The organism is Fulvivirga lutea, assembly GCF_017068455.1.
Taxonomy (GTDB): Bacteria; Bacteroidota; Bacteroidia; order Cytophagales; family Cyclobacteriaceae; genus Fulvivirga; species Fulvivirga lutea.
The window spans coordinates 44829-60423 of sequence record NZ_CP070608.1 but is presented as its reverse complement, the minus strand read 5'-3'; the positions used below and the strand labels follow the sequence as shown (position 1 = coordinate 60423).

The following is a 15595-nucleotide window of genomic DNA, read 5'->3' as shown; positions in this document are numbered from 1 at the left end:
ATCATAAAATTTTTAGAGTTACAATTATTGCTATTTCAACTCATTGGACTTCAATAAGTTGGTAATTCGGTAATAATATAATACCTACATCAGTAAAAAAATTGTAAAAAAAATCATAAATTAATCATAATTGGTTGGGTTTATGTCTGAAATAACAAATTTTTTAAGTACTCTTTTTGATACTTCAAAATGGCCTGCACGGTGGCACTGTGGCGAATGGACTAGCTTTCATGGTTGGCTTTATATTATTTCAGATATAGCAATCTGGGCTGCCTATTCAGTAATTCCAATACTCATCGTTTATTTCATTACTAAAAGACAGGAACTGCCATTTAAGAATGTACTTTGGCTATTTGTATTGTTTATATTAACCTGTGGCGCTACCCACCTGGCTGATGCAGTAATCTTCTATGTTCCTTTTTATCAATTTAGCGCACTTCTTCTATTTATATGTGCAGTAATTTCATGGTTCACAGTTTTCGCCATGTTCCGTGTATTGCCAATGGCCTTATCACTCCGTGCTCCATCAGAATATGAGAAAATTTTAGATGATCGTACTTCAGAGCTTAATAAAATTACCAACAAGCTTAAAAAGCAAAACTCTCAGTTACTCAGCTTTGCGCATATCACTTCTCACGATTTGAGATCTCATGTGAGCAGTATTCATTCACTTTTAGCTCTGCATTCTGCAACTTCTCAAGTAAAGGAGCAAAAAGAATATTTAGAAATGCTGAAGAATGAAGCGGATAATCTTATGGTTTCCATCACTGAGATGAACGATGTAATTCGAATTAATGAAGGGGAAGACCTTAAATGGGAGTTAGTTTCTTTTGATGAAATGTTGATTGAGGCAAAGAAAAATTTAACAGGATTACTCTCTGAAGAAGTTGAAATACAATCAAATTTTGATGATTTAACTTCAATTATTTATCCTAGAGTGTATCTAAAAAGTATCTTATTTAATCTTTTAAGTAATGCTATAAAATTTAGAAATCCCGATGCACAATGTCTTATTAAACTTAGAACCATAGAGGTAGCGGGCCAAAATATTCTTACCGTCACTGATAATGGGTTAGGTATTGATATGAACAAATACGGTGATAAGATTTTTAATAAGAATAAAGTGTTTCATGGTGAAAAGAGTAATCGGGGAGTGGGCCTCTATATGATAAAAAATCAAATTGAATCACTGGGAGGATCAATTAGTGTATCAAGTGAGGTGGGCCAGGGTACGAAGTTTACCATTATTTTTAATCAAAACGGAAATGGAATATGAAGACAGTAGCCGTAATTGATGATAACTTAATTCTTCAACTTCATCTAAAGAAGATGTTTGAAGTGCAAGGTAATATTAGTAAAGTGTATTCCTTCTCTTCTGTGGAAGAGGCATTAGATAAACTTAAATCTAAAGATGCAAACAGTGAGATGCCGGACGTCATATTACTGGACATTAACTTCCCCGGATTAGACGGTTGGGATTTTCTAAGAGAATTTGACATAATCAAAGATCAATTTGAGAAATCGCCTGCTATTTATCTCATCTCATCGTCCATATTAGAATCTGATAAACAAAAGTCAATAAATAACGAGTTAATCAAAGGTTTCTTTACCAAACCCCTATCGCATGAACAGTTGCTATCAATAAAGCAACTAAATGCTTAATGCGTTTTTAAAATTTCTTCGATAATTGAATTAAGCTCATTCACAGCTTCAGGATCATTAATGATGTAATCCCTAAGGCCTTGTTCTACAAATGCATGCCTGACATTTGTTTTTAGATTATTCATTATCAATACCTTTTGATTCGGATTTGTATTGATGATCGCATCTAAAATCTCTTTACCATTTAAGGTATTCCTAATGCCCTTATTAATATCGTAATTAAGTAGAATGATGTCAGGCTTAAGATTTAAATCATTCAAGCAACTTTTACCCGTAGCGTAGTTCTTGATAATAATTTGCTGGTTAGGAGCGAGGTCGTTCAAGGATACCTTGGAAAGATGAGTATTCACAATTTGCATAAACCAAGGGTCATCATCAACAACAAAAATGAGAATATCCTTTGTAGTTGGTGTTTTTAAAGTTGGCCTTTTTATTTCTGAGGGGAATTGAATATCAATAATTTCTTCCTCCTTCCCGTTGAGAGATTGACGGTAGCGATCAATTTTGCTTAATCTGAATGGCGACATGGTTTAGTTTACCGGTTGTTAAAGTTAGCCAACTACAGATAACCTTACATCATTTAAAATTATGAAAAAAGGTGTGATTAATGCAAATGAGATGAAAACTATTTATTAAAGCCAAAAAAAAGAAGGCTATCTACCCTAGATAGCCTTCTTTTTGTTCGTTTTATTATAAAAACTTACTTCTCTTCCATGAAAGGGTATCTATAATCTGTTGGCGGTACCCTTGTTTCTTTTATTGTTCTTGGGCTCACCCATCTTAGTAAATTAAGCTTTGATCCGGCTTTATCATTGGTTCCAGATCCTCTAGCTCCGCCAAATGGTTGCTGACCAACAACGGCACCTGTCGGTTTGTCATTTATGTAAAAGTTACCCGCTGAATTGATCAACTTTTTCATGGCTAGGTCAATCGCAAAACGGTCCTGAGAAATAATTGATCCAGTTAATGCATAAGGCGATGTCTGATCTACAAGTTCTAGAACTTCTTCAAAGTGTTCTGAATTGTATACATAAATAGTTACAACTGGCCCAAAAATCTCTTCGCACATAGTAGTTGACGATGGATCTTGCGTTACAATTACGGTAGGCTCAATAAAATAGCCTTTAGATTTATCGTAATTGCCACCGGCAATAATTTCATTCATTTTATTGGCCTTAGCGCCATCTATGTAGCCTGCTATCTTATCAAAAGCCTTTTCGTCAATCACGGCATTAAAGAAGTTAGTAAAATCTTCTGTAGGTCCCATTTTGATGGATTTAATATCTTCAATCAGATATTTCTTTACATCGTCCCAAATATTGGAAGGAATGTAAACCCTTGATGCTGCAGAGCACTTTTGACCCTGGAATTCAAAAGCTCCTCTTGTAATAGCTGTAGAAACTACTTTAGGCAAAGCTGATTTATGTGCTACAATAAAGTCTTTACCACCGGTCTCTCCCACAATCCTTGGGTAAGATCTGTACTTATTAATATTTGCTCCTATCGTTTTCCATAAATGTTGGAATACTCCGGTACTTCCAGTAAAGTGAAGCCCAGCAAAATCTTTGTGATTGAAGACTATATCACCAGCTACTGGTCCATCTACAAATATTAGGTTAATTACACCATCAGGTAAACCAGCTTCTTTGAACACTTCCATAATTACATTGGCAGAATAAGCTTGTGTATATGCCGGTTTCCAAATTACTGTATTGCCCATCAAGGCAGCGGAGGCTGGTAAATTTCCGGCAATGGCAGTAAAGTTAAATGGAGTAATAGCAAATACGAAACCTTCCAGTGCTCGGTATTCTAATCTGTTCCATACCCCTGTAGATGATTCAGGCTGGTCTTCATAGATCTTCATCATGTAATACACATTGTATCTCAGGAAGTCTATCAGCTCGCATGCTGAATCAATTTCAGCCTGGTAGATACTTTTAGATTGACCAAGCATTGTCGCTGCATTGATTTTGGCTCGGTAAGGTCCGGCAAGTAAGTCAGCCGCTTTTAAAAATACGCTGGCTCTGTGCTCCCATGGCATGGTAGACCAAGATTCTTTTACTCCTAACGCAGCGTTGATTGCTTGCTCTACATGAGAGGCATCGCCTTCATTAAAATGACCTAATATATGTTTATGATCGTGAGGAGGACTAACAGGTATTTTTTTGTCCGTTCTAACCTCTTCACTACCAATGTACATTGGTATATCAATTTGCTTCGATCTGGCTTCTTCAAGCGCTTTTTTAACTGCCAGTTTCTCTGGTGATCCGGGGGCATAATTTAAAACCGGTTCATTCGAAGGGGCAGGTATTTGATAGACTCCTTTAGGCATATAAATATCGTTTGATTAACATGGTTTATTTGTGCCCGCAAATTTAGGGAATGGCGAAGAAAAGGCCGCCTCTTAAAGTATTTTAGTCAGCTCACTTAAACAGTTTATCTCGTAGCTGACTTCTTCTTTGTGTGCTAGCTTTTCTGTATTGAAATAAACTGTGTCAATGGCGGCATTTCTGGCACCCACAATATCGGCTTTTAGGTTATCGCCTATCATTAAAGCCTCAGTTGCTTGAGAACCTGCTTTTTTCAATGTAAACTCAAAAATCTCTTTGGAAGGTTTTCGATGGCCACACGTTTCGGAAGTCACCATGCCTTCAAAATAATGATCAATTTTTGATTTAGAGATTTTAATGCTCTGAACGTCATTAAACCCATTTGTGAGCAGGTAAAGTGGATACCTTTCCCTTAAATAGTCCAGCACTTCAAAAGCATAGGGCATTAGATGACCTTTTGTAGGGCAATCAGAAATGTACCTTGATGATAGCGCCATTGATAAATCTATATTATCGATACCATGACTCGATAGAATAGTATTGAATCGATACTTTTTGATATATTCCCTGTCAATTTGGCCCTGATTATATTTATTCCAAAGGCCCTCATTTACCTTCTTAAAGGTTTTAACAAAGCCTTCGAGGCCTAAACCCCCGAAAGATGATAATTCAAATTCCTGATGTAAATCTGATAGCGTTTCCAGTGAATTTTTCTCGTAGTCCCAAAGTGTGTGATCTAAATCGAAAATAATTGTTTTGTATCTCTTCAAGTTTGCCAGTTTTTAGATTCCAGTTTGTTTTGTGCTAATTCACGATTACTGTACATGGTTTTGTAAACATTCTGATCCTTAATTAGCAGTTGATCTTTATTTAAAAATTGAAAGATCTGACTTATTATTTCATAAACTTCATCTTTTAGATAATAGAAAACCCACTGATCTTGTTTACGAGTATTTAAAATTCCGGAATTTTTGAGATAAATAAGGTGCCTGCTTGTTTTAGTTTGAGTGAACTCTAAGATATGCTCCAGGTCGGAAATGCACATTTCCTTATTTCTAAAAATTAAATGTAGAATTCTTACCCTCGACTCATCAGAGCAAGCTTTAAATATTTGTGAACCAAACGATAAATTGAAGTTTTTGAGTCGCATTGTAGTACTATCAAATTTATGAGAAATAGATAACATTGTAAGGAACTTTGACGTTCAATTGATAACTTCGGGGTTAAATGGCATATCTGTTAGATTAATCAATCTGATTCATAAAATTTGCGTAAAATCAACTCTATAATAACCGTTCTTTTGGTCGCTATTCTAGTGACTGGCATGCAATACACGGCTTCAGGTCAAGGTGCCAGAAAGGTGATTCAATTATCAGGAATTATCTTAGGCGAAGACAGTATTTCAGGTATCCCCGGAGTGCACGTTTATGTGCCAAAAGCAGGTAGAGGAACTACCAGTAATAGAGTAGGCTATTTTACAATGCCTGTTTTAGTGGGTGATGAATTGGTGGTGAGTGCCGTAGGTTATGAAAAGCAATTTTTCAGAGTCCCTGATTTCGATAAAGACAATATGACAATTGTTATCGAATTGGTTTCGGATACTACTTTTCTCGAAACGGTCGAGATTATGCCGTTTCCTACAGAAGAGATATTCAAAGAAGCAATTCTCGCTTTAAATATTCCCATTGAAGAACATAGCTACGATAACTTGAATGAAGATTTATTAGCACTTATGTTACAAACTGTACCCATGGATGGTGCGGCCAATCATAGATACTATATGGACAATTGGGTGAGATACCAGCAAGACAGATATGGGCCAAGGCCTAATCCTTTAACTAATCCCTTCAATTGGGCTACCTTTTTCAGATCTCTAAGATCTAATAAGAAGTAGTTCTACATTAATTGAAATATTGCTATTGCAGCAAATATCAAGGCTAGGTAGACAACCGCTACCAATATTTTCAACCCTTTTAATTCTGACCCGTCCATAACTTTAACATTTTATAATTAATGTTTCAGATATTGTGCCAAACTATTATGCCCGTAAAATGCATAATTTGAGCTTTTAATAAATAAAAAAATCCCAAATTGATATATTTTAATCAATTTGGGATTCAGTCCTATTTTAGAATTACTAATTTACTCTAACTCGATGAGAGTAATTTCTATAGTTAAATTGGTACCACCTTCTAGTGCTACATCTTGGTAGCTACCTAAAAGGCTAATAAACTCACCTTCTTCATCTACTTGGGCAAAGTATAAATCATAGGTTCCGCTTTCCATAAAGGCTAACGTAAATGAACCATCTTCATCCAAATCAGCACTAGTAACGGCATTTGGAAACCTAACTTCTTCATTCCCTGGTTCATCAGTTTCAGACTCGGTAAATTCACCGTCATTGTATGCGAAGACTAAAACTTTTCCAAGTTCAGTTGCTTCTGCTGTTAAGCTACCGCTAATTAACGCTGCATCTTCATTAGCTATTAGTCTTACCACTGGCTTTAGTAAATATTTACCGCTATTGCCGGCTCTTACTAGGGCTTTTCTTAAATCTAAGTCTAATGTTAGTGATACTACACCACCTTCAGGTATGGTAAATTCTCCTTTTGCTTTGTAGCCAGATTGGGCACCACTTGGAACAAAAAGTGGCTGTGTGGAGCCATCTAGATACTCTATATACGAACCCACATTTGATTGATTTCCATTAGCTCTTTCGACAATATCTAATATTAATCGAATTTCACTGTAAGCTCCTGCTGTTAAGCTTCCTTCAGTAAGAAAATATGAATTGCCATCCTGATAACTTAATATATCAATTTTCACTGGCTCTTCGAATGATTCTACAGTTTCCCAGCCGTCAGGTCCGTTTGCTTCAACGCTTAGCACCGAAATGAATACTGACTTGATATTAGCATCATCAATTGGTGCATCAGTAAGCGAAATGTTTGCTTTACCGGTGGCTCTCTCGTCATTATCGCTTGAACATGAGAGCAGCGCCATAGAAATAAATACTATTAGAAAACTCTTGATCACAAATTTTAACATACTGTTATTATTTTTCATATCTACTAATATAACGGATTGTAAATCAACATGATACAGGTAGTCGATGAACAGACTTATAGTTCGATAAAATAAAAAAAGGGAGCAATATTGCTCCCTTTCTAATGAATCTATGTGTTAAATTACTTCTTAGAAGAATCGTCTACTTCTTCAAACTCTACGTCAGAAACGTCACTGTCACCACTTGCTTGCGCATCTCCGGCTCCGCCTGCTTGTGCACCTGCGTTAGGGTCAGCGCCTGGCTGGCTTCCTGAAGCAGCATACATCTCCTGAGCAGCACCTTCCCAAGCTTTATTTAAAGCTTCTAAAGCTGCATCAATTTTGTCTACTTCCTGAGCTTGGTGTACTTTCTTCAATTCTTCCAAAGCACTGTTGATTTTAGACTTGTTATCGTCTGATAACTTGTCACCATACTCTTTCAATTGCTTCTCAGTCTGGAAGATCATAGAATCAGCTGAATTAAGTTTCTCAACTCTTTCTTTCGTTGCTTTGTCAGATTCAGCATTAGCCTGAGCCTCCTGCTTCATCTTTTCGATTTCCTCTTCTGTAAGTCCGGAAGAAGCTTCGATCTTAATCTTCTGCTCTTTACCTGTTCCTTTATCTTTTGCTGAAACATTCATGATACCGTTAGCATCAATATCGAATGTTACTTCAATTTGAGGTACACCTCTTGGTGCTGGTGGAATATCAGTCAATTGGAATCTTCCAATTGTTCTGTTATCGTTAGCCATCGGACGCTCACCTTGTAACACGTGGATGTCAACAGATGGCTGGTTGTCAGCAGCAGTTGAGAATACTTCAGATTTCTTAGTAGGTATGGTTGTATTAGACTCAATTAATTTAGTCATTACACCACCCATTGTTTCAATACCTAATGAAAGTGGAGTTACATCAAGTAGAAGAACATCTTTTACTTCTCCTGTTAACACACCACCTTGAATAGCAGCTCCAATCGCTACCACCTCATCAGGGTTAACACCTTTAGAAGGCTTCTTACCGAAGAATTTTTCTACTTCTTCCTGAATTTTAGGGATTCTGGTAGAACCACCAACAAGAATTACTTCGTCAATATCTGAAGGAGATACGCCTGCATCAGCTAATGCTTTTTTGCATGGCTCCATTGATCTCTTCACCAAGTTGTCAGCTAATTGCTCGAATTTAGATCTTGTAAGTTTTCTTACTAAGTGCTTTGGCACTCCATCAACCGGCATAATGTAAGGCAAGTTGATTTCAGTCTCAGTAGAGCTTGACAATTCAATTTTAGCTTTCTCAGCTGCTTCTTTTAATCTCTGAAGCGCCATCGGATCTTTTCTTAGATCAATGTTTTCATCGGATAAGAATTCTTCAGCTAGCCAGTTAATGATCACTTGGTCGAAGTCATCACCACCAAGGTGAACGTCACCATTTGTAGATTTTACTTCAAACACGCCATCACCTAATTCTAATACTGAAATATCGAATGTACCACCACCAAGGTCATACACAGCAATTTTCATATCTGCATTTTTCTTATCTAAACCATAAGCTAGTGCAGCAGCTGTTGGCTCGTTGATAATTCTTTTTACTTCTAATCCGGCAATCTGACCTGCCTCTTTTGTTGCATGTCTTTCAGCATCGTTAAAATAAGCAGGTACGGTAATTACCGCCTCCTTTACTTCAGTGCCAAGGTAATCTTCAGCTGTAGATTTCATTTTCTGCAAAATCATTGCTGATATTTCCTGTGGAGTATAATTTCTATCTCCAATTTTAACTCTAACAGTATCATTATTACCTTTTTCAAGTGGGTATGATACAGTTTTCAATTCTTCACCAACTTCAGAGTATTTCTTACCCATGAAACGCTTCACTGAGCTAATAGTGTTTGTTGGGTTGGTAATTGCCTGTCTTTTTGCAGGATCACCTACTTTTCTCTCACCTTTGCCATCCTCTAAAAAAGCAACGATAGAAGGTGTAGTTCTTCTTCCTTCGCTATTTGGGATAACAACAGGCTCGTTCCCCTCCATTACCGCTACGCAAGAGTTGGTTGTTCCTAAGTCTATTCCAATAATTTTTCCCATGATCGTTTTATAACTTATATTTTAAAATTCAATAGTCGTTTAACTGCTATTCATTGATCAATGGTTATGCCAAAAGGTTTTTGGTGACAGAATGTCAGAAATTAGTTCTAAGTTGAACGTTCAAAGTTGGTAACTACTTTGAACTTTGAACTTTGAACGTTTAACTTCGCACCTTTGAAAATACTATGGCACTTAAGGACGAAATAGCGAAGAGAAGAACATTTGGCATCATCAGTCACCCAGATGCTGGTAAAACCACACTTACTGAAAAACTTTTGTTATTCGGTGGTGCCATACAGACTGCCGGAGCGGTAAAATCGAATAAGATTAAAATGCACGCCCGTTCTGACTGGATGGAAATAGAAAAGCAAAGAGGTATCTCCGTTGCTACTTCGGTTATGGGCTTTAATTACGATGGAGTTAAAATCAACTTGTTAGATACTCCAGGTCACCAGGATTTTGCTGAGGATACCTATAGAACATTAACAGCTGTTGATAGTGTTGTGATGGTGATTGATTGCGTGAAGGGTGTAGAAATTCAGACTGAGAAATTGATGGAGGTGTGTCGTATGAGAAACACACCTGTCATCTGTTTTATCAATAAGTTGGATAGGGAAGGTCGCGATCCGTACGAGTTATTAGATGAAATTGAGGAGAAACTGAATATCAATGTTAGGCCATTATCTTGGCCAATTGGTATGGGTAAAGAATTTAAAGGTGTTTATAGCTTGTACAACAAAAACCTTCATTTATTCACAGCTAGTAAAACTAAGCTTGAAGGTGAGGGGATAAGCATCAACAATCTTGAAGATGAGCAATTAGAGAAATCTTTAGGTGTGAATTATGCCAACCAACTAAGAGAAGATGTTGAGCTAATTGAAGGTGTATATTCAGAGTTTGATGTTAATGAATATTTGTCAGGTAATGTAGCTCCCGTATTCTTTGGAAGTGCAGTAAATAATTTTGGTGTTAAAGAATTGCTAGATAGCTTCATTAAAATGGCTCCAGCACCTATAGAACGCGAAACTGAGGAGCGTGTTATTAAGCCTGATGAAAGTAAATTTTCTGGGTTTATTTTTAAAATTCACGCCAATATGGATCCTAACCATAGAAACAGGATTGCATTTATACGGGTTTGCTCTGGAAAATTTGAAAGAGGTAAAACATACCATCACGTAAGAGCAGATAAAAAAATCAGGTTCTCTAATGTAACTGCATTTATGGCCCAGGAGAAGGAACTAGTAGATGAGGCGTGGCCTGGAGATATTGTGGGTTTATATGATACAGGTAATTTAAAAATTGGCGATACCCTTACAGAAGGTGAGAAAACGGTTTATAAGGGTATTCCAAGTTTCTCGCCTGAGATTTTCAAAGAGGTTATCAATAAAGACGCCATGAAGACCAAGCAGCTGGAAAAAGGGCTTAGCCAATTAATGGAAGAAGGTGTGGCGCAATTATTTACCTATGAAATGGGGGCCAGAAAAGTGGTGGGTACCGTGGGCGCACTTCAGTTTGAAGTTATCCAGCACAGGCTAAAGCACGAATACGGAGCTTCATGTGACTTTATGTCAATGAACTTGTATAAGGCTTGTTGGATAAGTAGTAAGGATAAAAAGAAACTGGATGAGTTTGTGAAGTCTAAATACAGACACATTGCTCAGGATAAAGATGGCAAACTGGTATTTATGGCAGAGTCAAAATCCTGGTTAACCATGGTGCAAGACAATTTCCCTGAGATAGACTTTCATTTTACTTCGGAGTTTTAATTACTTCAAAGCATCAAAACTATATTTAGCGTCACTCCAAAACTCATCTAATTTGCGCATTCTAGGGGCAAGAAAGTTTATTAACTCCGGCCAATGCTCCTGATTGAAAATGGTTAACCCTTTTTTGCTCGTAAATATTCGTGATATGTACTTATTAGAATCTTCTTGGTAATATTCTTCATCCCAAATCCATTCTTCCTCCAATATGCTATGTAAGTAAGTTTTGAGCTCTAAGAATTGCTCAAAGAACAGCTCCCTAATGCCTTCATCCGGATGGTGAAGTTCAATTCCAATATACGCCTCTTTTTTAATGATGTCCATTCGAAAAAAAAGGTGCTTAACGCCTGTTTTGTAGTTTAACCAATTGACCTTAAGGCCCTCGGCAGATGGTTTTGAAGATAAATGCCTGCCTAGAGCTGTCCAGAATTTCTTTCTTATTACCGCTGATTCTTCTTTGCTGTACATTAATTCAAAAGTAAATGAAGTTGAATCAATACAAGGCTGTATTAATTCATAATTTTGTGAGAGAATAAGAAATGAAAATATGATTCAACCTTTATACGAGGACAACCATTTGATAATTGTTAATAAGCCAGCCGGAGCATTAGTGCAGGGTGATGATACAGGGGATGATCCACTTGGTGAAGAAGTGAAAGCATACATAAAAAAGAAATATAAAAAGCCGGGCGATGTGTTTTTAGGTGTGATACATCGTTTGGACAGGCCAGTGAGTGGGGCGGTTATATTTGCCCGAACATCGAAGGGGTTAGAGCGGATGAATAAGCTATTCCGTGATAGAGAAGTAGAAAAAACTTATTGGGCTTTAACAAAACAAAAGCCCGCAGAATTAGAAGGAGAGCTGGTTCATTGGCTTAAAAAAGACGGTGCTGCCAATAAAGTTACTGCATTTAACAAAGAAGGTAAAGGCGGCCAAAAAGCCATTTTGAATTATCGATTGATAGGTCATTTCGCAGAGTATTATTTGCTAGAAGTGAAACCTCAAACGGGTAGGCCTCATCAAATAAGAGTACAATTAGCCAAAATTGGCTGTCCAATTTTCGGAGATGTGAAGTATGGTGGTGATAAGTCCAATGATCAATCAGCAATATACCTTCACTCAAGAGAGGTGTCTTTTGTGCACCCTGTAAAGCAGGAGCCGGTACGTGTTACGGCCAAAACACCTAACGATCAAATTTGGAAACTTTTTGATGGAGTGGCCTCATGAATTGGATTAAAAAACTTGAAGATAAGTGGCAAGTAAGCAGAGTTCAGGTATTTATAATTCTGATTGTTTTTGCATGCACAGGTTTTACCGTAATGTTTTTGAAGAAACCTGTAGTTTCATTTTTTGTAGAAGATGGTGAGCAAAACATACTTTTTACTATTCTCTATTATTTGCTCATACTCCCAATATATAATGTTATACTTTTGATATATGGATTCATTTTTGGCCAGTTTAAGTTTTTCTGGGAGTTTGAAAAACGGATGTTTTCTAAGATCTTTGGCAAGAAAAAAGCCACCCGCTAGCGAGTGGCTTTCAATTTATTGATTTTTGGCGATTAGGCCTCTACGAGTCCATCAGCTAAAACAACAATTCTGTTGTTTAAAACTTCAACAACTCCACCAGTGATTTCTACACCATCTTCACCGCCTTTAGCTACTTTGTAGACTAACTCACCTTTTTTTAAAGTACTTACAATAGGAGCGTGATCATTCATTACCTGAAAAGATCCGTCAACTCCAGGAAAAGTAACAATGCTTACTTCGCCTGCAAATACTTTTTTAGTTGGGGTTACTACTTCTAAAAACATATTTTAATGTTCTGTGGTGATTAATTATTTATTAGCTTCAGCAAGCATTTTCTCACCTTTAGCTACCGCATCTTCGATAGTACCTACAAGGTTAAATGCCATTTCAGGAAGTTTATCGTGCTTACCATCCATAATTTCATTGAAACCTTTGATAGTATCTTTGATGTCAACAAGCACACCTTTTAATCCTGTAAACTGCTCAGCAACGTGGAATGGCTGAGATAAGAATCTCTGTACCCTTCTAGCTCTGTGAACAACCAATTTATCTTCATCAGAAAGTTCATCCATACCAAGAATGGCGATGATATCCTGAAGTTCTTTATATCTCTGTAAAGTTTCTTTTACTCTCTGTGCGCAGTTGTAATGCTCATCACCTAATACTTCAGCACTTAAAATTCTTGAAGTAGAATCCAATGGATCCACCGCTGGATAGATACCAAGCTCAGAAATTTTTCTAGAAAGTACAGTTGTTGCATCTAAGTGAGCAAATGTTGTTGCCGGAGCAGGGTCAGTTAAGTCATCGGCAGGTACATAAACGGCCTGAACAGATGTAATTGATCCTTTCTTAGTTGATGTAATTCTTTCCTGCATCGCACCCATTTCAGTTGCAAGTGTAGGTTGGTAACCTACCGCTGATGGCATACGACCTAAAAGGGCAGACACCTCAGAACCTGCCTGAGTGAAACGGAAGATGTTATCAACGAAGAAAAGGATATCTTTTCCTGGTCCTTCGCCATCTCCATCACGGAAATATTCTGCTACAGTTAATCCTGAAAGGGCAACTCTTGCTCTTGCTCCAGGAGGTTCGTTCATCTGACCGAAGATAAATGTAGCTTTAGATTCTTTTAATTTTTCCTGACTTACTTTAGAAAGATCCCATCCTCCTTCTTCCATCGATTTCATGAATTCGTCACCGTAAGTAACAATTCCTGATTCAATCATTTCTCTTAAAAGGTCGTTTCCTTCACGCGTTCTTTCTCCCACACCAGCAAATACTGAAAGACCTGAATAAGCTTTAGCAATGTTATTAATCAATTCCTGGATCAATACTGTTTTACCAACACCAGCACCACCAAACAAACCAATTTTACCACCTTTTGCATAAGGCTCGATAAGGTCAATTACTTTGATTCCTGTGTAAAGTACTTCTGTTGAAGTAGAAAGGTCTTCAAATTTTGGTGCAGGTCTGTGAATTGGAAGAGTAGTTTTGCCTTCTGGTTGTTTAATACCATCAATAGCCTCTCCAATTACGTTGAAAAGCCTACCTTTAATATCCTCACCTGTAGGCATAGCGATAGGAGCACCAGTATCTGTTACTTCCATACCTCTTACTAAACCTTCAGTACTTTCCATTGAGATAGTTCTTACACGATCTTCACCAAGGTGTTGCTGACATTCTAAAACCACTTTCTGACCATTTTCTTTGGTCACTACCAATGAGTCAAGAATGTTAGGCAATTTAGCTCCTTCAGTCTCAAAGCTAACGTCCACTACGGGGCCAATTACCTGGGTAATTTTACCAATATTTGCCATTTTTTATTTTTTATTAGAAATGATTAAAAGCCACTGCTGTTTTCAGTCCGCAAAACTACGTTTTATATTCTATAAAGCAAAAACAGTTTATGCACTTTTATGCAGTAAATGCTTTCTATTTCATGAGAACAATTCTGAAGGTAGTTCCTTGTCCTTCTTCCGATGACTTGATAAAGATTTTGCCTTTATGATAGGACTCTATAATACGTTTGGCAAGTGTTAAACCCAATCCCCAGCCTCTCTTTTTTGTTGTAAACCCCGGATTAAACACTTGTTTGATCTTGTTTTTAGGAATCCCCTTTCCGGTATCTCCTATATCAATAAAAATACGGTTTTCGCTTCCCCTTAGGATGTTTATAAATATAGACCCCGAACCGCTCATTGAATCCACAGCATTTTTACAAAGGTTTTCTATTACCCATTCAAATAGTGGAGGGTTTACTTTGGCTTCTATCCCTTGGTTAAGAGCCAACACTGTAATATTTATTTTTGGAGAAATTCGGGGCTTTAGGTAAGCGATGATATTTTGAATCAACGGCTCTATCTTTTCATTCTGTAGTACTGGCGCACTGCCAATATTTGAAAAGCGCTCGGTTATTACTTGCAGCTTTCGCACATCTTTTTCCAGCTCTTCAATCAGACCGTTTTTCTTCATATGCTCGTCATCTTTAAAATATTCCATCCAGGCCATTAATGAAGAAATTGGTGTACCTAACTGATGTGCTGTTTCTTTAGCCAAACCTACCCACACTTGATTCTGCTCAACTGCTTTGCTATAGTTAAAAGCCATATAGGAGATAAAAGCAAAAATGGCTATGACTGATAGTTGAATATAAGGGTAGTAAGTGAGTTGCGTAAGAAGAAATGAGTTTTGGTAATACACATATTGAACATCATATATCTCATTACTTTCTTTATCTCTGAATTTAATTTCTATCGGTTCATAGGTGTCCTTCATGTCCTCTAACTCTTCTCTTAGCCTTTTATAGAGTTGAGAACCAGTAAATTTTCCAATATCGATATTTCGATAATCTGTAATACTGTCATTCTCATTGACCAGAATTGTGGGTATGGAGTTATTTTGAAATACAATCTCCTCTGTAATGAAATAAAGGTTATTGTTTTGAGATTCATTGACTGTGTATTCTAAAGCTCTCGCAAATAATTCTATTTGCCTTTTTTCTCTATCCTGAAGCTGTTCTACGAGTATATTAGTGTAGTAGATTGAGCTTACGCTTATTAATACAGATACAGTTAAAACAACCCACTTTATTTTGGATTTATTTGAGTAAATATCAATTCCAACAAGCTTATTGGTTGTTGCCATGGATATCAAATTAAACAAAAAAACCGGATAGCTGTGCCATCCG

The 15595-nt window shown here is 37.1% G+C and carries 16 protein-coding genes; 6 read left to right on the top strand and 10 right to left on the bottom strand.

What is annotated here, in order from left to right:
* The first annotated feature begins 142 nt into the window (after nt 1–142).
* Together JR347_RS00350 and JR347_RS00345 are read left to right on the top strand one after the other, a co-directional pair.
* Nucleotides 143–1276 (top strand): sensor histidine kinase, encoded by a 1134-nt coding sequence (locus tag JR347_RS00350; protein ID WP_205722083.1) that lies wholly within the window; start codon nt 143–145, stop codon nt 1274–1276.
* Complete coding sequence (locus JR347_RS00345) at nt 1273–1662, top strand: response regulator (protein ID WP_205722082.1); 390 nt, start codon at nt 1273–1275, stop codon at nt 1660–1662. The genes JR347_RS00350 and JR347_RS00345 overlap by 4 nt, the downstream gene beginning before the upstream one ends.
* Here JR347_RS00345 and JR347_RS00340 read toward each other — a convergent pair.
* From JR347_RS00340 to JR347_RS00325, 4 genes are all read right to left on the bottom strand, one after another.
* Nucleotides 1659–2189 (bottom strand): response regulator, encoded by a 531-nt coding sequence (locus JR347_RS00340; protein WP_205722081.1) that lies wholly within the window; start codon nt 2187–2189, stop codon nt 1659–1661. The genes JR347_RS00345 and JR347_RS00340 overlap by 4 nt on opposite strands.
* 173 nt (nt 2190–2362) lie before the next feature.
* Entirely contained in the window at nt 2363–3994 is a 1632-nt protein-coding gene (gene pruA / locus JR347_RS00335) for an L-glutamate gamma-semialdehyde dehydrogenase (RefSeq protein WP_205722080.1), read from the bottom strand.
* A gap of 72 nt (nt 3995–4066) precedes the next feature.
* Nucleotides 4067–4762: a YjjG family noncanonical pyrimidine nucleotidase gene (locus JR347_RS00330; protein WP_205722079.1), complete on the bottom strand. Its 696-nt coding sequence runs from the start codon at nt 4760–4762 to the stop codon at nt 4067–4069.
* Nucleotides 4759–5142: an ArsR/SmtB family transcription factor gene (locus JR347_RS00325; RefSeq protein WP_205722078.1), complete on the bottom strand. Its 384-nt coding sequence runs from the start codon at nt 5140–5142 to the stop codon at nt 4759–4761. The genes JR347_RS00330 and JR347_RS00325 overlap by 4 nt, the downstream gene beginning before the upstream one ends.
* A 117-nt stretch (nt 5143–5259) precedes the next feature.
* Here JR347_RS00325 and JR347_RS00320 point away from each other — a divergent pair, with 117 nt between their 5' ends.
* On the top strand, nt 5260–5886 hold the full coding sequence (locus JR347_RS00320) for a carboxypeptidase-like regulatory domain-containing protein (protein WP_235689719.1): 627 nt from the start codon (nt 5260–5262) through the stop codon (nt 5884–5886).
* A 248-nt stretch (nt 5887–6134) separates the two neighbouring features.
* Here JR347_RS00320 and JR347_RS00315 read toward each other — a convergent pair whose 3' ends face one another.
* A complete protein-coding gene (locus tag JR347_RS00315; RefSeq protein ID WP_205722077.1) occupies nt 6135–7058 on the bottom strand; it encodes a DUF4382 domain-containing protein in 924 nt (307 codons plus the stop codon).
* A gap of 122 nt (nt 7059–7180) precedes the next feature.
* Entirely contained in the window at nt 7181–9115 is a 1935-nt protein-coding gene (dnaK, locus tag JR347_RS00310) for a molecular chaperone DnaK (protein WP_205722076.1), read from the bottom strand.
* Between the two features lie 185 nt (nt 9116–9300).
* Between dnaK and JR347_RS00305 the strand changes: the two genes are divergently transcribed.
* Nucleotides 9301–10881, top strand: a complete 1581-nt coding sequence (locus JR347_RS00305; protein ID WP_205722075.1) for a peptide chain release factor 3 — start codon at nt 9301–9303, stop codon at nt 10879–10881.
* On the opposite strand, the gene JR347_RS00300 is transcribed toward JR347_RS00305, so the two are convergent.
* Entirely contained in the window at nt 10882–11346 is a 465-nt protein-coding gene (locus JR347_RS00300; protein ID WP_205722074.1) for a DUF4268 domain-containing protein, read from the bottom strand.
* A 79-nt stretch (nt 11347–11425) separates the two neighbouring features.
* On the opposite strand from JR347_RS00300, the gene JR347_RS00295 reads away from it, so the two are divergent.
* Both JR347_RS00295 and JR347_RS00290 read left to right on the top strand, forming a co-directional pair.
* A complete protein-coding gene (locus JR347_RS00295) occupies nt 11426–12106 on the top strand; it encodes an RluA family pseudouridine synthase (RefSeq protein WP_205722073.1) in 681 nt (226 codons plus the stop codon).
* Entirely contained in the window at nt 12103–12408 is a 306-nt protein-coding gene (locus JR347_RS00290) for a DUF6787 family protein (protein ID WP_205722072.1), read from the top strand. Before JR347_RS00295 ends, JR347_RS00290 begins: the two co-directional genes overlap by 4 nt.
* Nucleotides 12409–12440: 32 nt before the next feature.
* Here JR347_RS00290 and atpC read toward each other — a convergent pair whose 3' ends face one another.
* The 3 genes from atpC to JR347_RS00275 form a co-directional block, all read right to left on the bottom strand.
* Nucleotides 12441–12692, bottom strand: coding sequence for an ATP synthase F1 subunit epsilon (gene atpC / locus JR347_RS00285; protein WP_205722071.1), 252 nt, complete (start codon nt 12690–12692; stop codon nt 12441–12443).
* 24 nt (nt 12693–12716) lie between these two features.
* A complete protein-coding gene (atpD, locus tag JR347_RS00280) occupies nt 12717–14225 on the bottom strand; it encodes a F0F1 ATP synthase subunit beta (protein ID WP_205722070.1) in 1509 nt (502 codons plus the stop codon).
* A 115-nt stretch (nt 14226–14340) separates the two neighbouring features.
* Nucleotides 14341–15552 carry a sensor histidine kinase gene (locus JR347_RS00275; protein WP_205722069.1) on the bottom strand — a complete coding sequence of 404 codons (1212 nt, stop codon included), beginning with the start codon at nt 15550–15552 and terminating at the stop codon, nt 14341–14343.
* Between the last annotated feature and the right edge of the window lie 43 nt (nt 15553–15595).